The organism is Spirosoma sordidisoli, from assembly GCF_004138325.1.
In the GTDB taxonomy this organism is placed as follows: Bacteria; Bacteroidota; Bacteroidia; order Cytophagales; family Spirosomataceae; genus Spirosoma; species Spirosoma sordidisoli.
The window spans coordinates 506,746-532,773 of the sequence record NZ_SBLB01000001.1; the positions used below are offsets into that span (position 1 = coordinate 506,746).

The window sequence follows — 26,028 nt, forward strand, 5'->3', positions numbered from 1 at the left end:
CGTCGGGCCTTTTCGTACGTTTAGTCTATAAGCAGAAACGGCCGGATAGCCCAGCCGTTGGCTGTTTTTTCAACAACCTATGCAGTTGCTCCATCCGTCGACGGTCGTTTTACTGATTGCGCTCCCCGATACCCACGAGGCCAGCCGCAAGTCAGTAGCCAGCCTGTCGACCTGGCGCGCCATGCGTCGGTTAGTCGAGCAAAAGGCGCAGGCTGCGGGGCTGCCGCTGCTCTCTTCCGATCAGCTCATCGACCACCGGGGCTCGTTTGGCAACCAGCTCAGTTCGGCCGTTTCGGCAGCTTTTGCGCGCGGTTACGAACGGGTCATCTGCGTGGGGAACGACTGCCCCGACCTATCGCCCGTTGATCTGCGCCGGGCGGCCAGCGCGCTGGCTGCGGGCCAGCTGCCGGTCGGCCCCGACCGCCGGGGCGGGCTCTACCTGGTTGGTTTCGATCAGGCCCGGTTTAAGGCCGATGTGGTAGCTCAACTACCCTGGCAAACCGGTCAGCTGGCCGATGCGATGCGGCAGTTCGTCTCATCGCAGGATGCCGCACTGCTCGAACTCCCCGTCCGGACCGACCTGAACAACTCCGCCGACATTATCCGGATTCGATGGACGGGGCAGGTTGCCAGTCGTCTGCTCAACACCATCCGACAAGCTCTGTCGCCCACCCGAACGGCCGCCTGTTGCGGGCACTGCGGCTCCGGTCTGGCACTGGCTATCGACCCCTCGTCGGGCCGCGCTCCGCCCCTCTTTGCCTGACGCGCTGCGTCCTCTTCCTGTTCATTCTCCGGATCGTTTCATAATCGGTCTGTTCAAACCGGCACGTGTCTGGCTAACCCGGCTGCGTGCGCTGATGCCCCTGCTTAGTAAGGCAGGCTGTTTTTCGTTTATTGTCTACCAATTCATTCATGAAACAAGTACTCTACACACTCGTGCTCCTGCTGGGCACCTGCTCAACGTTACTGGCCCAAACGGATCTGGACATTACGGTTCTTCAGCTGACCCGACAAACGCCGGTCGAAGGCGCTACGGTTTACCTCGAAAACAACGCCATTGGCCTCTCAACGTCCGGCATTACCAATGCGCAGGGTAAAATTCAGTTCAGAGCCCTGCCTCTCAACGGCAGCTACCGCGTTTTCACCCGCGACGATGCGAACTACCTCGAAACCTCGTCCGACAATATCGAACTCCGCACCAACGGCCGCCGATCGGTAACGCTGCTGCTCCCCACCCGGACCGAACAAACGCTGAACGAGGTGGTGGTTCGCAGCACGAGCACCTCGCGGATCAACACCGTCAATGCCGAAGTATCGTCGGAGATGGTCATTCAGAAGGTGCAGGAGCTGCCGGTCGAAGGGCGCGATATCACCCGGGTGCTGTACCGCTTGCCGAACGTCAGCCAGGCAACGGGTTTCTTTCCCGAGGCTCCCAACGTCAGCATCAACGGCGCCAACGGCCTGTTCAACAACTACCTCATCGACGGGCAGGATAACAACGAGCGGTTTCTGGGGGGGCAGCGGTTTGCCATGCCCGTTGGCTTCGTGCGTAACATCTCGGTGCTGACCAACAACTACACCGTCGAGTTCGGCAACACCGGCAACGGCATTATCAACCTGACAACCCGATCGGGCAGCAACGAAACCACGGGCGAGGTATTTCTGCTGTCGCGGCCCGGCCGACTCACCGATTCGCCCTCGGCCTACGCGCAGCGCGATCTGTCGGGCAATCAGGTTAAAGATGGGTTTCAGCGGTTCCAGGGCGGTTTCGGCATCGGCGGGGCGCTGGTGAAGAACAAAACCTTCTACTACCTCAACTACGAACACACCACCGACGTGAAAGACAACCTGCTGACGGCACCGGCGCTGGGCGTTAACCAGACCATTCGCGGTACCAACCAGTTCGATCTGATCTCGGGTAAACTCGACCAGTTCTGGAGCAGCAAGTTTCATTCGTCGCTGCGGGCCAACGTCGGTATTGTGGCCATTGGCCGGCAGGCAGGCGGGCTAACCGGCGGTAATGCCTTTCCGTCGGCAGCCAACGCGCAGGACCGCAACTCGATCACCATTGCCAACAAAAACATTTACACGACCGACCGGTTCACGTCCGAGACCAATCTGCAGTACGCCCGTTTTCGCTGGAACTACGCCCGGGCGCTCAACCCCAATAGCCCGAGCGTTACAGTACTCGATCCGCAGGGCGTCGGCATTGCTTTCCTGGGGCATCCGGGCTACCTGTTCGACGAGCTCGAAAACACCGTTCAGGTGCAGCAGAAGCTCACGCTTTACCGGGGCAACCACACCATCCGGGCCGGCGTGGAGCTGATCAGCGGCACCCATTCGCTGTTTGGCGGAGGTAACCCCAACGGCAGTTATACCGTTCAGCTAACCCAGCCCCAGCTCGACGCGCTGCGGAGCCGCAACCTCGGAGCCGCGCTTAGCCCGTCTGACATTCCGGCCGATGTGACGGTGCTGGGTTATTCGGTTGAACTGCGTCCCAACTCGTTCGGCAAAACCCAGAATATTCTGAGTGGGTACCTCGAAGACCAGTGGTCGGTCAGCGACAAGCTGAATCTGACGCTGGGCCTGCGCTACGATTACGACAACCTGTCGAAAGGCGGGGCGGCTTCCGGCGATTTCAACAACCTGGCTCCGCGCTTCAGTGCCAACTACAAACTCAGCCCCCGCAGCAGCCTGCGCGGTGGCGTCGGGCTTTTCTACGACAAGATTCTGTACACGATTTACAGCGATGCGCTGGCCCAGAACAACACCTCGGCCGACTACCGGCGCCAGCTACAGGCCCTGATCGATACCGGTATTCTGCCCACATCGACCAGCCTGGACCGCATCACCTACGACGGCAACCTGTCGGTGGGCGGCACCAGCAGCGGGGGCGCTCCGGTTCGTTACCTGCAGGGCCCTTCGGCCGAGTCGTTTGCGGGGCAGCGTAACACCTTCAACGGGGGCGAAAACCGGATCCTGAACCCCAACGGTTACCAGAACCCGTATACCGTTCAGACGTCGATCGGTTATCAGTACCAGATCAACAGCAACACCCTGTTCTACGTCGATGCAGTGTATAACCACGGCTATAACCTCTTCCGGACCCGCAACCTGAACGCTCCCGCCCCCTGGGACTATAGTCTGAGCGGACAGCTTGGTATTGCCCGGTCTACGGCCACCGCCGACTCGACACGGCCCATCCCCGTATATACCGGCGCCGGTGGAGCACAGTTCGTGTCGATCAATGGCCAGCGACTGGCGGGCGGGGCCAAAAGCATCGTGGTGACCGAAACCGCCGGCGAGTCAGAATACTACGCGCTGAGCTTCAACTTTCAGAAAGACCGGGGCACGGGTCCGCTGGCCTACCGCCTGATTTATACCCTGTCGTCGCTGCGAAACAATACGGAAGATATTAACTTCCGGGCGCAGGATGCCAACAATTTCGCGGCCGAGTGGGGTCCGTCGGTCAACGATCGCCGGCATATCATCAACGGTATTGTCAACGTTTACCCCCTCAAAAACCTGACCCTGACGGTGGCCGCCCTGATCCAGAGTGGCCAGCCCATCAACCGGATTCCCGACGCGTCGCAGTATTACCTGGTCAACAGCCGCTTGTCACCCGTTCTTATAGGTGGTACGCGCCGGTTCACCAACGACCTCAACGGCGACGGTGGCTCGTTTGGGGATGCCTACCAGGGTAACAGCGACCGGCAGCCCGGCCAATCGCGCAACAGCGACCGCCTGCCCTGGTCCGAAACAATCGACGCCAGTGTTCAGTATCAACTGCCGGTTGGCGACCGCGGCCGACTCGAGATCCGCGCCGATGCCTTTAACGTGCTCAACACGGTGAACCTGAGTGGGTATTCCAATAATGCCACCCAGAGCAATCAGATTCAGGTTGGCCCCCCATCGGCGGGTATCCTCCAGAAGAATGCTGCGCCCCCACGCCAGTTCCAGTTTGGCGTGCGGTACCTGTTTTAACCAGGATAACTACCACACCAAAAAGGGGCACCGAATATGGTTCGGTGCCCCTTTTTGGTGTTCACCCGTTGCGGTGTTCCCACAGCAACCCGACCGGATGGGAAAACCCCACCCTCACCCGTTGCCGTGAGGACACGCCAACGGGTGAGGGTGGGGTTTGGCGGGGGTTGTCGTATCGGTGATTGTAGCGATTCAGTTGGGCATCATCATGGGAGTCGGGTCGCATTCGAGCCGGTACACGCGATGGCTTTGCTGACGATGCAGGCTGTCGAACTCTGTAATGGATATGTACAGGTCATCGGATGGCGTTTGCGACGAGCTCACCAGCCGAATTTCGTGACTGGCTCCGTCGAACTCGATGACCCGGGTCCAGGTTTTGCCCGAATCGTAGCTGCACATGAGCAGACTTTTGGCCTGGCTCGACAGACAGCTGTAGGTCGTAGCCCATAATTCGCTACCCGATGCGCCCTGCCGCGTTACCAGGTTCATCACCGGACTCCGGCGGTACGGATCGGGTAACGTTAGCTTCTCGAAACGAACTCCGTCAACGGTTCTGACGATGAAGTTGGTGCCGCCCAGGTAGTCGCTGCCAAAGACCACCGCGTCCTGCGTTTCGGCCATCGACAGGTAGCCGCCCGTCTGATGGTGGTAGCGGTTAATCAGCTGCCAGCCCGTCGTAAACCCAGTCGATTCGTTCACCAGCGCCCGGTTCGACCAGATTTGTTTTTTGTTATCCCCATCGGTCAGGAAAACAGCCTTTGCCGTAGCCGAATACCGCACCAGGTGCACGTGTTTGTTGACCCCCTGTCGCTGCAGAAAATCAGACGAAGTCCAGGTTTCGCCCCCGTCGATGGACGAATAGACATAGGCCAGGTTCTGCCAGGATCGTCCGTGCCAGATGGACCCGTATTCGCCCAGCAGCAGCGTATGATCGGGCAGTTCGGTCATGCCGTTGTTGAACAGGAAATAGCTGATCGGCGTCGACAGGTTCAATACCGGCCTGAACGACAGTCCGCCATCCCGGCTTTGGTAAACAACCCCTTTTACACACACAAACAGCGTCGAGTGCTGGCTCACAAACAGTGACGCGATGGGGTGCTGAAATTCGTGAAGCACCTCAACCGACTGGCTCCGGTCAACGCTGACAACCAGCGCATTGGGCCTGGAAAACAAGCAGCCGTATAATCGGCCATCGGTCGCCTGAAAACTGTACTTCCAATCGACCGGCACCGCCCTGAACGACAGCCCCGCGTTGATGGATACTGAACCGGCGGCCGTATTTTTCCGGAGCCAGACCCGATCGTTGGTGATCGAAAAAAACGACTGATCCGTGAAAGAAACGTATCGGTTTCCAAGCCGGAACAGGCGGAGCCGGTGAACAATCTCCCAGCGCAGGAACGAAACGCACTCGCGCAGTTTACCGACCCGGTAGAGATCGACGGCAAGATCCCACAAGCGCTTTATAATCAGCGGATCGGGCTGCCGGAGCAACGCAAAGTATTTTGACGAAATATCCATTACAGTGATCTGAAAGGGTGGATAGAAAAAGAACCTGGTGGCTACTGCGCCCGCATGGGTACGGTGCGCTGCGCCACCAGCGTATACATGAGCTGGCTCTTGTGGTGCTGGGCAAAATACTGGGTATGGTAGCTGATCTGAATATCACCGAAACCCAGCACCCCCAGCGCCTGCTCGAGCAGTTCGGGCGACAGGTGCCACCAGGTTTCTTCCGGGTGCCCGATGGCCGGGTCGGGCCGGAAAATCATCGACGGGCCGAAAAGCTTCTGACGGATCGCTCGTACGGCTCCTTTGCCGAGCCAGCCAAACAGCGTGTTGATAAGCCGCTGGCGGTTATTGTCGAGGATGTCGGTAATGATAATGGTTTCGCGGGTGATCCGGGCGGCCTGCTGCAGGGCCAGGAACGGGTCGCGGATGTGGAGCAGGATACTGCCAAACGTAGTTATATCGACTTGCCCGACCGAGTCCGGAATGTGGTATACCGAGCCATGGACATATTCGCAGGAGGAGTTGAGCAGCGAATGGGCCAGTCGGTAGGCGTTGTTGATTTTCCGGATGTGGTTTTTCCGGTCGGGGGCCAGCGCAGCTGCGTTCTTATCGGCAAACGGCACAATATCCCAGTCCTGCTCGGGCGACAGGTCGTAGCTCACCACCGACGCCCCTTTCTGCTCCATATGGAACGACAGAAAGCCGTTGGCCGCGCCCATTTCCAGAACCCGTTTGTTGGTAAGCCTTACGTTGCCCAGGTATTTCTCGGGCGACTGGCGGAGGTCCCATTCGCCTTTCATCTCGCCCAGGCCGGGCAGATCGATGGTGTGGTAGAAGTAATAATCGTCAGCATTGACAGCGGCTGGTTTTTCGACAGTTAGTGTTGAGTTCATCATTGTGTTGTCCGAACATGGACGAATAAAGGGGTGTGGATATAATTTTTTGAGGAAATGACGGGCATCAGTACGAACGTCAGGGGCCTCGATAGACAGCGGTCGCGTTTTTCATCAGTGTCAGCATCTGGTTACAGCTCTGTATCGGCGACGCCGGCAAAAGGTGAGTCGTTTCGCCCTGATTTTTTTTCAGTTTTTTTTATCCGTTTTTTTCCCGGGCGACGACTTACCTTTTGGCCGCATGACCGATTAAGCAATAAGTAGCGACCAGACGGGTCCGTATTGGATTGGATCATATATTCGTCTATTCCACACGACTATGTCCACTCAACCGCTACCGATCTTTTCCAGAGATCAGGATTTGTACGACGCCCTGCGCCGTCGCGATGAGCGAGCTTATCAACTTTTGTACAGTGAATCGTTGCCTCCGTTTCGGTATTGGGTCATCACCAATAGCGGTACAGCCATGGACGCCGAAGATGCTTTTCAAAAAGGGCTGCTCAATTTTCTACTCAACCTCGAAACCGGCCAATACCAGTATCAGCCCGAAACGCGGGTCACGACCGTTCTTTTCGAGTACTGCAAACGGGTCTGGTTTACCGAACTGAAATCGGCCCGGGTACGTCGGCGCGGTACCCTGCCCGAGGGCTACGAAGCGGCCGACACCGACGATGTGCAGAGAGATCTGGAGCGGGCCGATGTGATCCGGGCCGTACGGGCGTCACTCCATCAGCTGAAAGGCGAGTGCCGAAACCTGATGGAATGGTTTTACGTAGATGAACTGTCCCTGCGCGAAATTGCCGGGCGGCTGGGTATGAAAGAATCGTCGGTCAAATCGAAACGATACGACTGCGCCGAAAAGTTGAAAACCTATTATCGGCAGACCGCCATCAATCAGGGACTATGAAGTTGTCGGAGGAGCAATACGAAATCATTGATGCCTACCTGGCCAACGAATTATCGGCCGCCGACCGGGCGGCTTTTGACGACGAGATCCGGGCCGATGCCGACCTACGGGCCGAGGTTGACCGGCAGCGTGAGTTGCGGCTTGGCCTGCGGGCCATCGGGATCGAACGGGCGCTCGACCGGGCCCGGCTTCAGTATCAGCAAACCGAATCCGCAGCCCGGGCCGTAGCGCCCGAACGGGCCGTGGTCCGTCCGTTGGGAAGCTGGCGGTACTGGGCCGCAGCCGCGTCGGTCGTGGTGGTGCTGGGGGCCGGCTACTACGCCTACCAGCAGACCGCCCGCCCGGCAACTGACCTGGCGTACAACAACGCCCTCCCCGCCGACCCGACCAGCGAACTCCGCAAAGCGTTTCCGACGGGGGAGTTACCGTCCTCCGTCCGCAACCAGTTTCTGGACGCCCTGCGTAGCTACCAGTCTGGCAAGTACGACCAGGTCATCGACCAGCTCGCCACGCTCCCGGCCGACAAGCAGACCATCCATTACAAAAACTACCTGCTGGGGTTAAGTCATCTGGCCAACAATCAGCCCGCCGAAGCCATTCCGCTGCTGACCAAAGCCCAGGCCTCCCCTACCCGGTCGCTGCGGCAAAAAGCTGACTGGTTTCTGGCGCTGGCCTACGTAAAAAACGGACAGAAAGAGAAAGCCCTGCCGACACTGAAGCAAATCAGCAGCGACAGGGCCAACCCTTTTCACACGCAGGCGCAGCGAGTCCTGCAAAAAATCAGCAACTAGCTCTACTGCTCGAAAAGCGATTTTACTTCGTCAGGTCTAAGCGCCCGCTTGTAGATCCGGATATCGTCCATGGCACCGCTGAAATAGTTAGGATACTCACGAAGTTGAGCCCCAAACTTCAGCTCCCCGCCGGGGCATTTGTCCATACTGGAAGCTGGCAGAGGGTCACTCTGCGCGAGGGGTGAGTTGTTGTAATAGATACTGAGTGTATTTTTCGAGTACACATATACCAGATGAGTCCAGGCACCGGGCGTAAGTTTTCCACTAAACGTCGATGGCTGCCAGCCTTTACCAGGTTGACAGTTACTATTTTGTTTTATGTCAGCCATAAATATGTAGTTGTTCGACCCGCTCTCACTTTTCTTGATCAGTGCGCTGTACATCTCATTCTCACTGGTGGCCCATTTCGACTTGTTAAATATCTGTATCCGATCATTTACGTTGTTGATCGGATTCGCCTTGATCCATAGGCTGATACTAAATTCATCTAAATTATTCAGGCTGGCGTTGTCATTCATGAAGAAATAATCCTCGACTCCATCGAGCAGAATAGCCGAGTTTGGTCTATCTCTACGGTCAGTAGTGAAGGTTGGAGTACCCGCTGGATTCGCATCGTTTTTGTAAACAGTTATATCCTTCATGGAACCATCCGTAAACGACACCGACGCGATAAGATCATTCGTTACGGTGTCCAGTGGCGTCGTAAACGACAGAATCGTAGTGCTGTAGATAATTTCACCAGACGGCAGTTTGGCATACGCCCGGTAATAATATGTCTTATTGGGTGTAAGATCTGTAAGCGGAACAGACACGTTGGTACCTACTGGCGGACTTGTAACTATATGTTTACTGCCATTATTTAGATCGGGCGTACTATTTAATGAGTAGCATATACCGTATTCTACAGCCGACGGAGTACCAGGTGTGTTGACGACCAGGCCGACGGTAGCGGTGGTTGACGCGACATTGGAAGACCCCAGTGTCGTTACCGACGGGTCCTGGCCCGTCGTAAATGTTAGCACAGGGGAGCTATAACCAGGTCCTGCCTGATTGACGGCATAACTGCGTATATAATAAGTCGTATTCGGAGACAAACCCGTTACTGACGTTGGAAAATCTTTATTGATATCGCCGGTGCCTGTAATTGGGGCCGTTTTACAGTCTGACTGATTTAATGCAGGCACTTTATTGCTTGACGAGTAGCAGATTCCATACGCCGTAATCGTGGCATTTCCGTTGGAGGTTATCGCCATCGTAGCTTTTGCTGTCGTCTTCGAGATATCGGCTATCGGCTGGAGGGTGACCGTTGGCAGAACGGCATTGCTCACCGTAACCGACGTGATCAGGGTTATTTCCGTCTTACAGGCGTTGGTAAGCGTTGCCTGTACATTGTACGTACCCGGTTGGGCGTAGGTATGCGTGGCTGTCGTACCGGTCGTAACGGTCGTACTGCCGTTGCCAAAACTCCATTTGACCTGATCGATGGTGCCGCTAGCCTCCCCGATGCTGAAGTTCACTTTCAGCTGTTGTATGTCCGCACGCAACGTTCCTTTCGGTTCACCACAGCTGCGCTTTGTTTTTTTGTTGGGCAGTAGATCCCAGTTGTCGCAGCTTACGAGCAGGGTGCCGCCCGCGGCCAGCATAAGCAGGAAAATAATATAGGTTGAGAAACGATTCATGGGTGTTATCACGAAAATGGGTGTGAACAGAAACAGTTAAAACTTGTAGGATACAGCCAGTCCCCACGACTGCGAGGCCGGTTTCAGTTCCAGCGCCGTTGTGCGGGGTTTGGGTTTACGCAGCAGCAGGTAGATCTCGGCCACCGTCGCTACGGCCGCTACCCCGATGCAGGCCTTGAACAGGCCGCTTTTCTTCTGGGCCGCTGCGGCTGCGTCATAGGCGTCGCTGTACTGCTGATACGCGGCCGGGTCGGCAATCTCGCCACTATTGGTTGGGTCGGTGGTTTGGCTGATCTGGTTCAGGGCATCTAGTTTCGACTGGTAGTCGCTCCGCAGCAGCAGAGCATAGGCACCCGCCCCGATGGCTACGACACCCGTAGCCAGTTTCAGCCCCACGCGCCGGGAGGGCCGGGTCAGGTTGTCGATGGTTCTGATCTGAAGCCGCAGCGTCTCCTGCCGGGTGGTGGTATAGGTAAGGGCTTTCGAATAACTCTCCCGGGCCAGCAGATACCGCTTCTGGTTGAAGAGTACGTTCCCTTCCCGTTCGTAATAGTCGGCATACTGGGCGCGGGTAATTACGTCGTCGGGGTTTAGGTTAAGCAGCTGGTTCAGCAGCGCCACGGCTTCGGGTCCTTTGCCCTGCCGCAGGGCATCTTCGGCCTGTTTGCGCAGGTTCAGTCCCGTAGTACATTCCTCGATCTGGCCCCTGGCGTAGGCGTCGTTCTCAAAGCCGGGCACCTCCAGGCAGTTCTGATACTGTCGGCGGGCTTCGAAGTACTTGCCTTCCTTGAAGTAATCGTCGCCCCGTTTCTTGTACCGGTCATATTCGTCATCGACCGCAGCCAGGCTGAAGGCGGTGCGCCCGTGGGCGGTGGTCACAAAGGGGGCTGTCAGTAACGAAAGCAGGATGGATAGATGTAATAGTTTACGCATAAAATGGAGGTACTAGTTTGTGCATTGTTTGATTTTCCGTCGGACTTCTTCGGTGTCTTTTACAGCTTTGGCCACCAGGTACCAGTCTTTGGCGCCTTCCAGCTCGTCTCTGTCAAATAGTTTCCCGGCCTTGTTCATGTTGTAGGCGTAAGCCGCTTCGGCCCGGGCGGTGTTGAGTTCGTATTCTTTGGTGAGGCCCTGCGCCTTCGTGAAGGCAGCCATGGCTTTGGCCTTGTTGTTGCCGTTGGTGATGGCCTTCATCCCCTCGTCGATGAGCTGGTCAAATTCTTCCTGCGCCAGCTGCTTTGCACTGGTTCCGGTTTCTTTGGGGGTTGGGGTCGGATCGGCCGGTTTGGTTTTGGCATCGTCCGTCGGGGCGGGCGACTCGCCGGGTTTGGGCGTCTCCGCCAGGGGGCGTGTTTCCGGGATGGGGGCTTTTACCTTACGCAATTCGTTCAGGGATGCCGTACGCAAATTCGCCACATCGCGCCGGGACGGATCGAGCTGCAGGGCACTGGTAGTCAGCACGTACGCCTTTTCGTAGTCTTTCAGCCGAAAAGCCGATCTGGCCTTCTGAAGAGCAACCGTAACGCGCTGGTTGATGGCCTCCCGGCCTGCGGGAGCCGGCAAAACTGTTTCGGGTGTGGTTTCCCTGGGCGTTTTTTTATCCTCACCAGCGGGCGGTACTGCCGGGACGACCGTTGCCTTCTCGCTCTTTGTTCCCGGGTTTTCCACACGCTGGCTGCCACCGAACAAACCGGGTTGCTGTAACACGAAAAACAGGGCCAGACCGCTCAGCCCCACCAGCGGAGCAACCACCCGCCACGGAAACGTTCGGGTAGCCAGCCGCGTACCGACACCCTCAGCCACAGGAGTCGATACCGGCCTGATGGGTAAACCGATGGGTACCGGCGGTGCGGCCACGACCGGCCCCGAAACGGGTTTGGCGCGCTCCGTCGCGGGGGGGTTAACGACGGGTGGACGCCGGACAACAGCGGGTTTAGGCGCCGGTGGGGCTACGTACACGTCGGTCCGCTCGCCGACAAATGCATCGGTTTCCGGCTCGATCGGCTGAGGTTTGGGACGCAGCTGCTCTTCGCACAGGGCCAGACCCAGCGTGGCTACCGTATGTGATGCATCTCGCAGCAACACCTGCTCGTAGACCGATTTGGCCTGATCGAACCGGTTTTGCCGAACCAGCGTTTCGGCTTCGGCGATCAGGTCGTTGAGCAGCTGCCGCTCCAGCGCGGCCCTGGCCTGCCGGATACCCGCCTGCGCTTCGGCCTGGTTTTCGCGCTTGGTCAGTACCTGCTCGTAAACGGCAATGGCCTGCTTATACTGACGGGCATCGGCCAGCGCTTTGGCGTCGGCCAGCAGCTGCGGAATCCGGTCGAGCAGGTCGAGCAGCTCATCTTCTTTGCGAACGCGCTCGTGGATGTCCCGCACCAGACACCGGCGAATCATGGCATTATACGGCTGGGGCACCTGATCGAGCCGGGCAGGCAGCTCAACGGTAATGATTTTTTTCTCGATCTCACGCCGGGCCGATTGTTCGCTGGTGACTCGCAGGTCGGCCCGGAACGGTTTCTCGCCCGTCATGATCTCGTAGAGAATCACCCCAAACGCCCATAAGTCGAGGTTGAAGCTCACCCGGCTCCCTTCAATCTGTTCGGGAGCTTTATAGGAGGGAGTGCCGCGCCCATCGCTCAGGTCGAAGTCAGAACTTTCGATTTCATCGTCGCGCACCAGTTTGCTCAGTCCGAAATCAGCAATCTTGGGGATGAACCGGCCGGCGTTGTCGCGGGAGATCAGGATGTTGGCCGGTTTGAAATCGCGGTGTACGATTCGGCTACGGTGCAGATGCTGAAGGCCGAGCAGGATACCCCGCGAAATGTCGTAGATCTGGGCCGGCGTCAGCGTGACCCGCCGGAGCAGATCGGCCAGGTTACCATCCGGGTAGTACTTCATGATGGCAAAATCGCTGACGCTCGTGTCGGTTTCGAGCCGGTAGCAGGCGTCGTACCGGGCAATGTTGGCCTGGCGCGGCACCCGCTGGGCCAGCTCCACTTCGGCCTTCAGCGATTTGGTATCGTTGCCTTTGAACTCGCTGATCTTGATGGCAACCCATTCCGTTTCCAGCTGATCTTCGACCTTGATAACCCGCCCGTACGAGCCGCTGCCCAACAGCATACCCTCATCGTTAGGGCGGATGGGGTAGCGTTGTCTGAAGTCCTGAAAAGTAGTAAACGTTTGATTCATAGCAAGCAACGTAATTAATCAGTCAGGTGAACGCTTACAGATAGGCCAGGGGCAGATCGTCGGAAAAGCGGCCGTAAAACAGGGGCGTTTGCTGACCGCGTGTCATCTTCCGGACGCGCGGAGCAATGTATCGGTGCAGCTCGCGGATGGTCACGATCCGGTTACCATCCAGGTCGCCCTGGCCCGTCAGTCCCCGCAGTATGAAATACGTGAAGGCGCCCCCGGCCAGCCGGCCATCTTCGAGCGCGTACTGGGTAGACCGGCTGGCCAGCAGCATGGCCACGTTGCTCCCGTCATGAACCGGCTGTACGAAGGTCGGGCGGCTGGTCCTGGGCTGGGTCATGCCCCCCGACATGCAGGCGTCAGCGATGCAGAGTTTGGTTTGGGCTTCCGAGTCGTGGAAGGCAGCCTTGATCATTGGGTAGCTCAACAGTCGCGCGGGGCTGTCGGGGCGGGCATCGTAAGGCACAAAACTGTCGGGCAGTCCATGTCCCGAAAAGTAGAGAATCACCCGATCGGTGCGACGCGCCTGCCGAAACAGCAGGAGCGCCTGCGCAATATTGGCCTGCGTAGCCTGCTGGTTGGTCAGGAGCCGGATGTTGGCGGCTGGTACGTTGCCCCCGGCGCGGCTTTTCAGAAATGAAACCACATGCCAGGCATCCCGATCCGCAAACCGCAGATCACCCGTCGAATACGTCAGGGCTTTGTAGTCTGAAATGCCGATTACCACGGCATAGGTCTGCCCGGTAGCTACCGGATCCGGTAGCCACAGTAAAGACAGCAGACTCAGCAAGGCGTGTACGATCATGACAAAATAGAGCTAGCGGGTTCGGGCTGGGCTACCTGACGGATACCGATCAGATAAGCCGAGTAGTTGTCTTTGGTCTGGCCCGCACACATGATCTGCATAGACTGGATATGCTCCCGCTCCGACCGGTCGATGGCCAGTATCGTTTCCAGCATCTGATCGTCGAGCGTTTCCAGCACCCCGTCTGTACACATGAAAAAGTAGTCGCCGGGCTGAACATCGGTCAGCACAACCACATCGGCCGCTGGCCGGGCTGCGGGTTTGTCAACGGCCGACGCGCTGGCAACGGCCAGTACCGCCCGGCTGAGCCGGTTTCGCCAGGGATGGGTTCGGGCCTGGGCAGCAGTGATAATACCGGCCTCCACCATGTCGGTCACCTGCCGGTGATCCTGGGTGCAGAAGATGATTTTCCCGTCCCGAAACTGATAAACCCGGCTGTCGCCCAGGTGCGCTACCGTAACGCCTTGCTCGTGGAGTTGTACCAGGGCCAGCGTTGAACCCATGCGGCTAACGAGCGGGTGCGCCTGCAGATAGGCGTTATAGGCCTCGTACGCTTCATCGAGGGCGCGGCTCAGGTGGTGGCTGTCAAAGACCAGTTCAGGTCGGGCGCTGGCGTACCGGGCGAGGGCCTGGCACAGCAGCTGACTCGCCACTTCGCCCTTGTCGGCGCCCCCCATTCCATCACAAACGATAAAGAGCTGCGACGCTGGCGTGGCCATGTCGACCGGCGGATACAGGGCATCCTGGTTGACAGGCCGCTGACCGACCTGCGAAAACGCAAGCGGCAAAGCAGGCTGAATAATCATAACTTACTGAGTGCGATCGGGGTTGAAGGCCAGCTCGATCCTATACGAGTCGAGCATGGGCTGTGGAATAGAAAAATGGATCAGCCGAAACTGATCGGCTCCGCCCAGGGTAATCAGCGCCTGGTCAGCGACGTCGATCAGTTCGGTTTTGCGAATCGACACCTGGTTCAGCTGGGTACCGTTCAGGCTATACTGTCGGGTATCGGGCTGCTGCGGATCAGCAACGCCGTCCTGGAGCAGGTACCGCAGCTGGCCCGCCCAGGGATCGAACGTAACCGTCAGGGTGCAATGCCGCCGGCTGACGAAGCACTGTCCGCCATGCATGAACCGCTCCACCTGAACCGTACAGGTATTGGCTGTGCCGATCACGTTATCGCCGAACTGAAGTGGGTATACCTGCGTCGGGTCGCGCTGACAAACCAGCTTTCCAAAGCCGGGAAGCCCCTGTACCAGCCGTTCGTCATACTGAAACGTCGTTTGCAGGGTGTTGATGGCCCCGCAGCCCAGGTGAGAGCATACGATGCTGCCGCGCTCGGCATCGGCCGCCCGAACCATAATGCGCCGGGCGCACTGATGGCAGGTGATAAGCGTAGTTTTGAAGCCTGTCATACGCCCTACTCGTCCATCTCGCTGACATCGCCGTTGTTGACGTAGGTATCGTCCGGCTCGTGAGCATCGGCTACGTAATCAACCTCATCGGGTTCGGTGCTGGCGTCGTTCAGCTGATCGGTCGGTGCTGCGGGGGTTACCGGCGCCATGGTCGGCTCCAGAATGGAGTCCACAATTTCTTTCGACATACTGGCTTCCAGCCCCTGGCTGAACTGGTCGTTGCTCAGCACGAACGGATCGTCGATCTTTTTGATCTCCACCAGTTCTCCGTCGAGGGAGTCGTAGCGCAGGAGGGTGTCCAGCCCTTCGTCACCGCTGGCATCGACCACCCGGTAGGCATGGCCGTCGGCTCCTTCCATCACCAGCGTATCGATGACGCCGTCCTGATCGTAGTCGATGCCCATAACCCGCTGACCATTCATATGCCCTTCAATGACGGTAGGCTCGGCCCCGGCTTTTGCGTCCTGCCCGGCCTCCGATGGAGTCGCGGCAACCGGTGCTTCCGAATCGGCATAAGGCTTGACGGGCAGCTGCTCCTGGGTAATCATTTCCGCAAACTGGTGGCGCTGGGCCAGCGAGAGGCTGCTCCATTCCGCCTGTTCGAAGGTGCTGTACCAGTGGCCGTGCCAGCTGAACACCCCGCCAAAACCGACTTCCTGCCGCGCAACCTCGAAGGCCTGCTCAAACGGCATGGCATCGGTAACCGTCCCGGCTACGTCCAGCTCGGCCGGCAACTCGATCGACGATGGCACATCAGTACCTGGTGGGTTACCACCGACAGAGGGTTCCTGACTGTTCTGTTTGGCGAGGATGGCCCGGCTGACCACCCAGCTGGCTCCGCCGAGCAAGAGGGCTGCGGCCGAGATGCCCGCCAGCTTCTTCCGGTCCGGGCGGCTGGTCGGGGTAGTAACAACGGCTGGCGTTGGGGTAGCCGGGGCTGGCGTCGACGGATAAACGTCAGTCTGCAGATCGATGGGTGTGGATAGTTGTGACATGATAATACGTTGATTATAGATGAAAAGCGTCTGTATAACTCTGTATAGGTGTCGACCGAAAAAGGTAAGTGGCTATTGACGATAATTTTACCGGACCCAAATCGCCTGGCAGCGTCGACACACTTTCTGATGGGCCAGCAGCTCCCACTCCCGGCTCCCAAACGGATCGCGGCAAGTGGGGTTAGGGCAGCGGTAACGTTCCCGGTATTCCTTGTCGATGAGTTCGAGTTTTTCGTCGGTCGACAGGAGCGTAGAGCATAGCGTAGGCACCAGCATGCCCAATCCCGCACTGGAGAGGAGCGTAAACGCCAGCCCACCGGTTGACAGTACGGCACCGATACCGACCACCGACGATAGCAGTACACTTCCCGTCCGGATCATTTTTTCGCGGTTTCGACAGTCCCGGCGCAGGTTAGGATACTGGTCAAACACCTGTCGTAAGTCGGCAAAAGCGCGTGTAAAATCCAGCGGATTAGCGGTGGGCTCCGGGTTGGCAGGGGGTGGCGTCGGCTCGACCGTTACCGGGTCGGACTTCCGCAGAGCCAGTAGCTCCGGGATGGTTAGCTCAGCATCGGCGAAACGGATTGTATCGTGGCTATCCACAATTTTGCGGACGATGCGGGTGCCATTGACGAACGAACCGTTTTTGCTGGCGAGGTCTTCGAGAACGAAGGTGGTGGGTGTACAGCGGATCAACCGGGCGTGGTAGCCGCTTACTCTGGCGTTGGCAATCACAATCTGATTGTCGAAACGACGCCCGATGGTATAGGCAGGCAATTGACTCAGATCGTCAATCAGTTGCTCCAACTGGCTGTCATTTCTAGCTAAAGAAGGCATGGATAGGGGAATCGAATTCCGACACTAATATATAAATTATACAGGCTTAGAAACAAATTAATGACCGACCTGTAGCCTTCCTTTTCGTAAGCGGTCGTTCCGCCGTACAATTAATGATCTGATGATCATCTTATAAGTTCATTTTTCATTATCAAAAAACGTGGTCTGGCCAGTACCCAGTCTGCTCAGCCAAGAGGTTGTCTGGGGAAGATATCTGCTGACTTTAGTCGGCTCGAGGGGCTGCCTTTTTTGCCCCCAGCCCCCTAAAGGGGGAGCCCACTCGACGGGGTTATCTCCCCCTTCAGGGGGCTGGGGGCAAAAAAGGCAACCCTTCGAGCCCACCTCCAAAACCCCGGGTGGTTTCAAACGAAAATCACCCGGGGTCGGTTACCCGTTGGTATGGCAAACTCATCATTCGGCTCTTTACTGGCCCGCGTCGGGCTCGACTGGTTTATTCTCGCCCTACTGGCCATGATTGGTCTGGCGCGGCTTTTTCCCGAACCGGGTGTTCAGCAGGGACCTTTTTCCCTGTCGTCGCTGGCGGGTTATGGCGTCTCGCTGATCTTTTTCTTCTACGGGCTGCGGCTCAACTTCGAACAGTTACGGGCCGGGCTTCGTAACTACCGCCTTCATTCGGTTATTCACCTGACCACGTTTCTCGTCTTTCCGGCGGTGGTGCTCGCGGCCCGGGCGGTCTGGCTCACTCCCGACACCGAACTGCTATGGCTCGGTATCTTTTACGTCGCGGCCCTGCCCTCTACGGTTTCGTCGTCGGTCGTAATGGTTTCTATTGCGGGCGGTAATCTGCCGGCGGCAATCTTCAACGCCAGCATCTCCAGCCTGATCGGCGTCTTCTTCACCCCCCTCTGGATGAGTTATCTGCTGTCGAGTACGGGTGGCGACTATGATCTGGGCGGGGTTATCGGTAAGCTGACCCTGCAGGTGCTGGTGCCGGTGGTGCTGGGGCTGCTGCTGAACCGGCGGCTGGGCTGGTTTGCCGAACGGCACAAGGCGTATCTGCGCTACTTCGATCAGTTCACCATCCTGCTCATTGTTTATACGGCCTTCTGCGAATCGTTCGAGCGCCGGCTGTTTGCCGACTATTCGGCCGCCGATCTGCTTTCGCTGGCCGCGCTGATGCTGGGTCTGTTTTTCCTCATCTACGGGTTTATTACCCTGGTCAGCCGACTGCTCCACTTCAGCCGTGAAGACCGGATTACGGCGCTGTTTTGTGGTTCCAAGAAGTCGCTGGTGCAGGGCAGCGTGATGGCCAATGTACTGTTTCCAGCCAGCGTGGCCGGTATTGCCCTGTTGCCAATTATGATGTACCATGCGCTGCAGCTTATCGTGGCCAGCATCCTGGCGCAGGCAATGGCCCGCCAGCGGGACACGCCCGCTCCTGTCATTCAGAAGTGATTCGGGGCGACTCAGCCACCCGAAAGCGGCATTCGGCCAGATAGGCCCATACCCTGGTTAAACGCCCGGCCGTGGATTGTCTCTAACGATCAGTAAACCACAAACGCAAAACAACTGAATCATGAAAAAGACAATTGCAGCCGCCCTTACCTTATTCGCACTGACCACTGGCGTAACCTTTGCTCAACGTGGCTACCCGCAGCCGAACCGTGGTCCCCAGTATGGCGGAACCCAATACAACAGCAACCGGGATGAATTGCAGGAGGAGCTGAAGATCGACCGTATCGACGCCATCGTTGGTCTGTCGCGCCGTCAGGAAAAGCAACTCCACAAGATCGAAGACAATTACGACCATACCGTAGCTACGGCCCGCCTGACGCCCAGCGCCTACCGCCAGCTGCAACTCCGGAAACGCCAGGATATGCTGGCTGTGCTGACCTCCGCCCAGCGCGAGCGCCTGTTTGCGCAGCAGCAATACCGTCGGCCTAACGCCCCCTTCGGTCGCAGAGGCTAAGCTATACCCCACCGTAACGAAACGAGGAACCGGCGTGATGCCGGTTCCTTTTGTTTTTTTGGGAAAAACCGGCCGCCAGTCAGTGAACCGCCAGCATGTCCAGACTGTGCCAGACCAGGTCGCCCATGGTTCGGCAGGCATCGAAGTGGCTGGTTCGGTAATGCCGGTTCAGGGCGCCCCGCAACTGCTCCACGTTGGCCCCGGGGGCAATTTCGTCGACCCGCATGGCCGCCATCAGATCGCCGATCCGGGCTTGTTCTACCCGCAGCCGCCCCGCTACCAGCGAGCGCTCCTCAATTTGGTACTGGCGCACACTCTCGGGGGTCAGGCAGCTCGTACCGAGGTCGATAATGGGCTGATTCTGCCGGTAGTACTGCGGCATATAGACCGATTTACGGCCTTCGTACGACTGCTGATCGAAGTCGATGGCGCGAATGCGGTAGTAGACCTCGTCGAAGTCGGGCGTGATGTCGACCACGAAATTACTCGAGTGCATATCCCCCAGGAGCCGCACGAAACACCGTTCGTTGAACTTCACGAACTCCTTGCAGAGCCGGATCGGGTTCATGTCCTCGTCGTGCATCTGCTGCTCGAAAAACATATCGCCCGGAATCCCGGCAATGTGCTCTTCGATGAGGGTCTGTCCGCTGGTCAGGTAACTGATGCGATTGGGCGACAGGATATGCTCCAGCTCCAGACCGTAAATGCGGGAGGCATCGGCATTCTTGATGTAGAAATAGTCGAAGTTATCGTTGACCAAGTTCCGCACCCGCACCCGAAAGGGCCGGGTGTTGCCGTACAGGCACAGATCGACCCGATCGATGGTGAGGTGGGCCGTGATCGACATATCGCCGTCGGCTTTCAGGATGGCGTAGATCGTTTTGAGCGCCAGCAGGATATCGTCGGTTTCCAGCGCCGGGTAATAAACGGTTTCCCAGAGCGTATCGCGGTCGCGCTTGTCGAACAGCGAAGCCGAATTATCGTACCGAAGCAGGTCGGTATACTGTATCGGCAGCCGATGCTCGCGATTGTACTGCTCCAGATATACCCGCAGGGGGCCACTGATGGGATAAGCACGTTTCTTCTTTGAGATGATAGGCATAGACAACCGGTAGCTGGGTGGCGGGGTAAAGATACGGGCCGACACGATGGGTTGTTTCGCGGGCTGGCCCCCGGCGCCCCGACGGTGTCATATTAAGCTTTTGTTACGACCAAACCCTTTGCGTTTGTTCGATCGTTATGTCTTCATCGCTAGTCCGTCTATTTTGTCGACCCACCAACCGCCCCGAACCGACACCCCGCCCCTGCTGAACCGCCCGGCATTTGGTACCGATTTTATCTGGGGCACAGCCACAGCCGCCTACCAGATTGAAGGCGCTGTCGACCGCGACGGGCGCGGCCCCTCCATCTGGGATACGTTCAGCAAACAGAAAGGCAAGATCAAAACCGGCGAGCATGCCGATATAGCCTGCGAGTTTTACGACCGCTATGAATCCGATTTACGACTCCATAAAGAGCTGGGTCTCGACCATTTCCGGTTCTCACTGTCGTGGTCACGGATTCTGCCCGACGGTACGGCCCCACCACGGGGTGGACGCATCAACGAAGCGGGCCTGGCTTTTTACGACCGGCTGATCGACCACTGCCTCCGGCTGGGCCTTACCCCCTGGATTACCCTCTACCACTGGGATCTGCCGCTGGCGCTGGAAAACCAGGGCGGCTGGCCCAACCGCCAGATCGTCGACTGGTTCACCGATTTCGTCGATGTCTGTACCAAAGCCTACGGGCACAAGGTCAAGCACTGGATCGTGCTGAACGAGCCGCTGGCGTTTTCGGTTTTGGGCTATTTTACCGGTCAGCACGCGCCGGGGCGTCGGGGGTTCTGGAATCTGCTGCCCGTTATTCATAACACCGCCCTGGCGCAGGCCGAAGGAGGCCGCATGGTACGGCAAAATGTGCCCGACGCTCAGATCGGCACGGCTTTCTCCTGCTCGCCGGTCGATCCGTTTACCCCCCGCGACCAGAACGCAGCGGCCCGGGTCGACGCGCTGATGAACCGGCTTTTTATCGAACCCGCCCTCGGCCTCGGCTATCCCAGCGACACCCTGCCTTTCCTGAGCGACATTGCCCGGAAGGTTGCCAAACCCGGCGACATGGAGCGGCTGGCGTTCGATTTCGACTTCATTGGTCTTCAGCATTACTTCCGGGCGGTGGTTGAGCAGTCGTTATTCATGCCCTACCTTTGGGCCAAGGAAGTCACGGCGCTTCGGCGGGGGGTACCCGTTATTACCGAGATGGGCTGGGAAGTGTATCCCGACAGCATGTACCGGATCATCCGTCAGTTCAGCCAGTATGCCGGTATAAAGAAGCTGATTATTACCGAGAGTGGGGCGGCTTTTTACGACACCGTCCAGCACGGAATGGTTAACGATACGGCCCGCACCGAGTATCATCAGCAGTACCTCACTCAGGTGCTCCGGGCCCGGCAGGAGGGGCTTCCGGTCGATGGGTATTTTGCCTGGACGTTCCTCGACAACTTCGAATGGGCCGAAGGGTACCGACCCCGGTTTGGACTCGTCTACGTCGACTTCCGCACCCAGCAGCGCATCGTCAAGGCGTCGGGGCGGTGGTTTCAGCAGTTTCTGACCGCCGAAAACGAAACGTCGAAACGACTATAAACCCGTAGACCCCGGCGGTCCCCGTTGCCGCTAATTACCAACACTTCGCCGTTCATAGCAGTTGTATTTCTAAACCAAAACCAACGTTATGCAATACCCTGAATTCATCCACGAAGGCAAAGAAAAACTCGGCGTCGACACCGAACAGGAAGTCCTCGACATTACCCGCGCTTTTCTGCACACCCTGACCCAGCACCTGGCCGGCAACGCAGCCGATAACCTCGGCGCCCAGCTCCCGGCTCCGCTACTCGACATCATCCGCGAAATCAGCCCCGAAGAGCGCGACCAGGGCGAACGCTTTAAACTAACCGAATTTTACGAGCGCGTAGCGGACAAACTGAATGTCGACACCGATACCGGCCAACGCTATACGCACCAGTTCATGCAGGTATTCGGCCCGATGGTCACGGAGGGTGAGCTCCACAAGCTCAGGATTACCCTGTCCGACGACTATGCGCCCCTTTTCGACAACGTTAAAACCGCCAGTAACGCCCCTAATTAACGCGTTGTGACGAGCGGGGAGGGATACGAACCGAACAACGGCCAGCCGCATCGCTCCCCACTCATCATCACCCGTTCTGTTCCCCAGTTTATGTCCACTATCCTTCCTCTTACCACGCCCGAGCAGGCCGTATCGGCCATCCAGTCGGGCAATCGTGTTTTTATCCACAGCGTAGCCCAGACTCCGCATGTCCTGATCCGGGCTATGGTCGACCGGGCGCCCGAGCTGCGCGACGTAGAAGTCTGCCACATCCATACCGAAGGCCCCCTGCCCTATCTGGAGCCGCAGTACCGCGAGTCGTTCCGGCCCAATTCGTTCTTTATCGGCGCCAACATGCGGAAGCAGCTCGCGCAGGGTATCGGCGATTACGTGCCGGTGTTTCTGAGTGAGGTGCCGCTGCTGTTCAGCCGTCGGATTCTACCCGTTGATGTGGCCCTGATTCAGGTGTCGCCCCCGGATCAGCACGGCTATTGCTCGCTTGGCCCCTCGGTCGATGTGTCGCTGGCGGCCATCCGGTCGGCCAAGTACGTCATTGCGCAGGTGAACCCCCGCGTACCCCGCACCCACGGCGATGGACTGATTCCGGCCAGTATGCTGCACGCGGCCGTGGAGGTCGACGAGCCGATCTACGAAGTACACACGGGCGAGATCAGCGCCGACGACCGTAAAATCGGGCAGTACGTAGCCAGCCTGGTTGAGGATGGGGCTACGCTACAGCTGGGCATCGGCGGTATTCCCAACGCCACCCTGGCCGAACTGATTCATCACAAAGGCCTGGGTATTCATACCGAAATGTTCTCCGACGGCGTCATCGACCTCGTTGAGCGGGGCGTCATCACCGGCGAGCACAAAACCGTGCTACCTTACCGGATTGTATCGGCCTTCGTCATGGGCAGTCAGCGGGTATACGACTTCATCGACGACAACCCCGGGGTGGCTATGAAGCAGGCCAGCTACACCAACGACACCTCTATCATCCGGCGCAACCCGAAAGTAACGGCCATCAACTCGGCCATCGAGATCGACATCACCGGCCAGGTCTGCGCCGACACCATCGGTACCATGCAGTACTCGGGGGTTGGCGGGCAGATGGACTTCGTACGGGGCGCGTCGCTGTCGGAAGGCGGCAAACCGATAATTGCCCTCCCCTCCGTAACGAGCAAGGGCCTGAGCAAGATCGTTCCGTTTCTAAAAGAAGGCGCCGGCGTCACCACGACCCGCGCCCACGTGCATTACATCGTTACCGAATACGGCATCGCCGACCTGTATGGGCAGAACCTGCGCCAGCGCGCCCGGGCCCTGATCAACATTGCCCATCCCGACCACCGCGAAGAGCTGGAACGGCAGGCGTTCGCGCGCTTCGGCCACCTCTAAACAGCCATTAAAAATCGACGCGGTACAGGAAAATCGGCAGAAACCCGAGCTGGTATTCCTGTTTGATGAAGCTGCCGTCGGGCTGGGGCGCGTAGCTGAGCGACAGCAGGTTCTGTATACCGAGGATATTCACCAGATCGACCGAGATCGTATGGGTCAGGCCCCGGCGGTCGGCTGCCCCGCGGTTCATCTTGTAATCGACCTTCAGATCGAAGCGTTTGTAAGGCGCAAACTGAAGGGTGTTGCGGCTTGCGCTCTGGTAAATAATCTCCTGGTTCAGCCGCGACGCTGCTTCATCGACCGGGCCGTACCAGCGCCCGCCGGTGGTGGTGTATTTGAACCCAAGGTTGAGCGACGATCGCCGGAATACAAATTCTTTCGAGAACAGGGCATTGAAGGCGTAGCGCCCGTTGAAATCCGTATTTCGCAGCACCCCGTCAGACCCGGTGTATTTTGCATCGAAGACCGAGCCCGTGAGCAGGAAATAATAGTGGTTGCTGAAAAACTTCTCGACCGTTAGCTCCAGCCCGTAATTACGGCCGGTTCCGGTGTTGACCAGCGGACCCGGAAAGATTCGGGAGAAGGCCGCCCCCGTGTTGACCATCGAAAACGACGACTGCGCCTGTTCGACGGGTATGTTGAACAGGCGCTGGTAATACGTCTCCAGCAGCAGCCGAATGCTACGCCCCAGCAGCCGCTGGTAACTGGCTACATAATGCCAGCTTTTGGTCAGGCCCATTGTCCGGTTGGCCAGCGGCCCCGCGGCCGAGCCACTGCCCGGGTTTTCGGCGTAGAAGTAGGTATAGAGCGGCTGTATTTGGCTGTGTAGTCCTGCGGCCAGACTCAGTTTCTGCCGGGCGGGCAGCTCCCAGCTCAGCCCGACCCGAGGCTCTACCGGCGCTACACTGCGGGTGTTGAGCGTAAACCAGAGCGCATTCAGGCCAGCCGTCAGGGTCAGATTTTCGGTCAGGCGGTGGCGGAAGCTGACATAGGGCTGTACCAGCGCAAAGGTTTCGTTCGTGTTCCAGCGCGTGCGCCAGGGGGTGAAGCGGGTGTAGCTCAGATCGGTAAACGACCGAACGCTGTCGAACGCCCGAAAGCGGTACAGATCGGTGTTCAGACCAACTTTCAGGGTAGCGCGGGCACTGATCTTATGGTTGACGAAGGTAGCCAGCGAGTACTTCATCTCCGAAAACCGGTAGTCCAGGATCGGCCGGAGCGAGTCGATTACGTAGCGATTGTTCACCACCAGCGGGTTGCGGTCGCCGTCCCTGCGCAGGAACAGGTAGTTGTGGTTGGCATCCTGCGAATTGCCCGATACGGCCAGCGTCGCTTTCCAGAACGTCTGGGGACTCAGCGGGCGGGTATAGGTCAGTCCGGCGGCCCCCATACGCGCGGTGTAATACTGATCGCGGTCGTTATTGCCGAAGATGTTACGGTCTTTCACCTCCTGTTCGCTGATGAGGATATCGACGGTGCTGGTTCCGCCGAGGGCCCAGAGCGCCAGCGCCCCGACCGACTCGCCCCGCCGGTTTCTGAGCGGGAAGTTGAACCGAAAAAAACCGTCCTGATAGGTCGGTACCGCCTGGGTTCCGATGTCGATACCGATTTTGTTGAACAGCCACAGGTTGGCGTAGCGGTAGGTAGCCAGATACGACGCCTTCGAGCTCTTCGACAGCGGCCCCTCGACCATGGCTTCAGTACCCAGAAAGCCGAACTGCACCATTTTTTCGTGGCGCTCATTATTTCCGTTGCGTAGCTTCAGGTCGAACGCGCCCGCCACGGTATTGCCAAATTCGGCCGGAAAAGCCCCCGTAAAAAAATCGGAGTTGGCCAGATACCGGTTATTGATGATACTGACCGGCCCGCCCGATGTACCTGCAATAGCGAAATGGTTGGGACTGGGAATACTTACGCCATCGACGCGCCAGAGCACTCCCTGGGGCGAGTTGCCCCGAATAACGATGTCGTTTCGGGAATCGTCGGCGCCCTGCACCCCGGCAAAATTGGAAGCCATCCGGGCCGGTTCGCCCCGGCTGCCCGCGTACCGGTTCGTTTCCTCCACCGAAAACTGCCGGGCCGACACCACTGCCATTTCGTTACGGGCCTCGCCGGTTCGCTGCGCCTGCACCGTTACCGCCACCAGCTGCCGGATTTCCTCTTCCAGCTCAATGTCCAGGATTTTTTCCCGCCCGGCATCCAGGCTCACATCAGCGAGCACCATCTCCTTGTAGCCCACCAGCGTCACCTTTACGGTATGCCGCCCAACGGGTATCCCGGTTAGCCGAAACAGGCCAGCCGTATCGGTCAGTACGCCCTTATCGGCCAGCTGTACCGTAGCGCCCACGAGCGGAAATTTGGATTCTTTATCGACCACATGGCCCCGCAGGGTTTGGGTTAACTGTCCCTGTCCCAGCAGGGGCGTAACCGCCAGGCAGACCAGCAGCGACAACAGGCAGACCGTTGCGCCGAAACGAGCAAAGATTTTCATGAACAAGAGGAAGCAATCAGCGGGTAATATTATCACATCATCCGCT

At 58.1% G+C, this 26,028-nt stretch carries 21 protein-coding genes; 9 read left to right on the forward strand and 12 right to left on the reverse strand.

The window, feature by feature from the left end:
- Nucleotides 1–79 precede the first annotated feature (79 nt).
- A complete protein-coding gene (locus EQG79_RS02335; RefSeq protein WP_077923142.1) occupies nt 80–763 on the forward strand; it encodes a DUF2064 domain-containing protein in 684 nt (227 codons plus the stop codon).
- Between the two features lie 149 nt (nt 764–912).
- Entirely contained in the window at nt 913–3,984 is a 3,072-nt protein-coding gene (locus tag EQG79_RS02340) for a TonB-dependent receptor (protein ID WP_129599679.1), read from the forward strand.
- 192 nt (nt 3,985–4,176) lie between these two features.
- Here the strand turns inward: EQG79_RS02340 and EQG79_RS02345 are convergent, their stop codons facing one another.
- Both EQG79_RS02345 and EQG79_RS02350 read right to left on the reverse strand, forming a co-directional pair.
- Nucleotides 4,177–5,502 (reverse strand): WD40/YVTN/BNR-like repeat-containing protein, encoded by a 1,326-nt coding sequence (locus EQG79_RS02345; protein WP_129599680.1) that lies wholly within the window; start codon nt 5,500–5,502, stop codon nt 4,177–4,179.
- Between the two features lie 41 nt (nt 5,503–5,543).
- Nucleotides 5,544–6,386 (reverse strand): class I SAM-dependent methyltransferase, encoded by an 843-nt coding sequence (locus tag EQG79_RS02350; protein ID WP_077923145.1) that lies wholly within the window; start codon nt 6,384–6,386, stop codon nt 5,544–5,546.
- A 316-nt stretch (nt 6,387–6,702) separates the two neighbouring features.
- Between EQG79_RS02350 and EQG79_RS02355 the strand changes: the two genes are divergently transcribed.
- Together EQG79_RS02355 and EQG79_RS02360 are read left to right on the forward strand one after the other, a co-directional pair.
- Complete coding sequence (locus EQG79_RS02355) at nt 6,703–7,290, forward strand: RNA polymerase sigma factor (RefSeq protein ID WP_129599681.1); 588 nt, start codon at nt 6,703–6,705, stop codon at nt 7,288–7,290.
- Complete coding sequence (locus EQG79_RS02360) at nt 7,287–8,081, forward strand: tetratricopeptide repeat protein (RefSeq protein ID WP_129599683.1); 795 nt, start codon at nt 7,287–7,289, stop codon at nt 8,079–8,081. Before EQG79_RS02355 ends, EQG79_RS02360 begins: the two co-directional genes overlap by 4 nt.
- A gap of 2 nt (nt 8,082–8,083) precedes the next feature.
- Here EQG79_RS02360 and EQG79_RS02365 read toward each other — a convergent pair whose 3' ends face one another.
- From EQG79_RS02365 to EQG79_RS02400, 8 genes are all read right to left on the reverse strand, one after another.
- Nucleotides 8,084–9,760 (reverse strand): LamG-like jellyroll fold domain-containing protein, encoded by a 1,677-nt coding sequence (locus EQG79_RS02365; protein ID WP_129599685.1) that lies wholly within the window; start codon nt 9,758–9,760, stop codon nt 8,084–8,086.
- 36 nt (nt 9,761–9,796) lie between these two features.
- On the reverse strand, nt 9,797–10,693 hold the full coding sequence (locus tag EQG79_RS02370) for a hypothetical protein (protein WP_077923149.1): 897 nt from the start codon (nt 10,691–10,693) through the stop codon (nt 9,797–9,799).
- Between the two features lie 12 nt (nt 10,694–10,705).
- On the reverse strand, nt 10,706–12,952 hold the full coding sequence (locus EQG79_RS02375) for a serine/threonine-protein kinase (RefSeq protein WP_129599687.1): 2,247 nt from the start codon (nt 12,950–12,952) through the stop codon (nt 10,706–10,708).
- A 34-nt stretch (nt 12,953–12,986) separates the two neighbouring features.
- Complete coding sequence (locus EQG79_RS02380) at nt 12,987–13,760, reverse strand: caspase family protein (protein WP_129599689.1); 774 nt, start codon at nt 13,758–13,760, stop codon at nt 12,987–12,989.
- Nucleotides 13,757–14,566, reverse strand: coding sequence for a PP2C family protein-serine/threonine phosphatase (locus EQG79_RS02385; RefSeq protein WP_129599691.1), 810 nt, complete (start codon nt 14,564–14,566; stop codon nt 13,757–13,759). Before EQG79_RS02385 ends, EQG79_RS02380 begins: the two co-directional genes overlap by 4 nt.
- A 3-nt stretch (nt 14,567–14,569) precedes the next feature.
- The gene (locus EQG79_RS02390; protein ID WP_129599693.1) at nt 14,570–15,175 is read right to left on the reverse strand and encodes an FHA domain-containing protein; all 606 of its coding nucleotides are present in this window, start codon (nt 15,173–15,175) and stop codon (nt 14,570–14,572) included.
- A 5-nt stretch (nt 15,176–15,180) separates the two neighbouring features.
- The gene (locus EQG79_RS02395) at nt 15,181–16,170 is read right to left on the reverse strand and encodes a hypothetical protein (protein WP_129599695.1); all 990 of its coding nucleotides are present in this window, start codon (nt 16,168–16,170) and stop codon (nt 15,181–15,183) included.
- Between the two features lie 87 nt (nt 16,171–16,257).
- Nucleotides 16,258–17,007 (reverse strand): FHA domain-containing protein, encoded by a 750-nt coding sequence (locus tag EQG79_RS02400; RefSeq protein WP_077923155.1) that lies wholly within the window; start codon nt 17,005–17,007, stop codon nt 16,258–16,260.
- Nucleotides 17,008–17,406: 399 nt separating this feature from the next.
- Between EQG79_RS02400 and EQG79_RS02405 the strand changes: the two genes are divergently transcribed.
- Entirely contained in the window at nt 17,407–18,423 is a 1,017-nt protein-coding gene (locus EQG79_RS02405) for a bile acid:sodium symporter family protein (protein WP_129599698.1), read from the forward strand.
- Between the two features lie 121 nt (nt 18,424–18,544).
- Nucleotides 18,545–18,937, forward strand: coding sequence for a hypothetical protein (locus EQG79_RS02410; RefSeq protein WP_077923157.1), 393 nt, complete (start codon nt 18,545–18,547; stop codon nt 18,935–18,937).
- A gap of 79 nt (nt 18,938–19,016) precedes the next feature.
- On the opposite strand, the gene EQG79_RS02415 is transcribed toward EQG79_RS02410, so the two are convergent.
- Nucleotides 19,017–20,039 carry a hypothetical protein gene (locus EQG79_RS02415; protein ID WP_129599700.1) on the reverse strand — a complete coding sequence of 341 codons (1,023 nt, stop codon included), beginning with the start codon at nt 20,037–20,039 and terminating at the stop codon, nt 19,017–19,019.
- Between the two features lie 163 nt (nt 20,040–20,202).
- Between EQG79_RS02415 and EQG79_RS02420 the strand changes: the two genes are divergently transcribed.
- The 3 genes from EQG79_RS02420 (at nt 20,203) to EQG79_RS02430 (ending at nt 23,491) form a co-directional block, all read left to right on the forward strand.
- On the forward strand, nt 20,203–21,615 hold the full coding sequence (locus EQG79_RS02420; RefSeq protein WP_394343298.1) for a GH1 family beta-glucosidase: 1,413 nt from the start codon (nt 20,203–20,205) through the stop codon (nt 21,613–21,615).
- An 88-nt stretch (nt 21,616–21,703) separates the two neighbouring features.
- On the forward strand, nt 21,704–22,117 hold the full coding sequence (locus EQG79_RS02425) for a DUF2267 domain-containing protein (protein ID WP_077923159.1): 414 nt from the start codon (nt 21,704–21,706) through the stop codon (nt 22,115–22,117).
- 90 nt (nt 22,118–22,207) lie between these two features.
- Nucleotides 22,208–23,491 carry an acetyl-CoA hydrolase/transferase family protein gene (locus EQG79_RS02430; protein WP_077923160.1) on the forward strand — a complete coding sequence of 428 codons (1,284 nt, stop codon included), beginning with the start codon at nt 22,208–22,210 and terminating at the stop codon, nt 23,489–23,491.
- A gap of 7 nt (nt 23,492–23,498) precedes the next feature.
- On the opposite strand, the gene EQG79_RS02435 is transcribed toward EQG79_RS02430, so the two are convergent.
- A complete protein-coding gene (locus tag EQG79_RS02435; protein ID WP_129599704.1) occupies nt 23,499–25,982 on the reverse strand; it encodes a TonB-dependent receptor in 2,484 nt (827 codons plus the stop codon).
- Between the last annotated feature and the right edge of the window lie 46 nt (nt 25,983–26,028).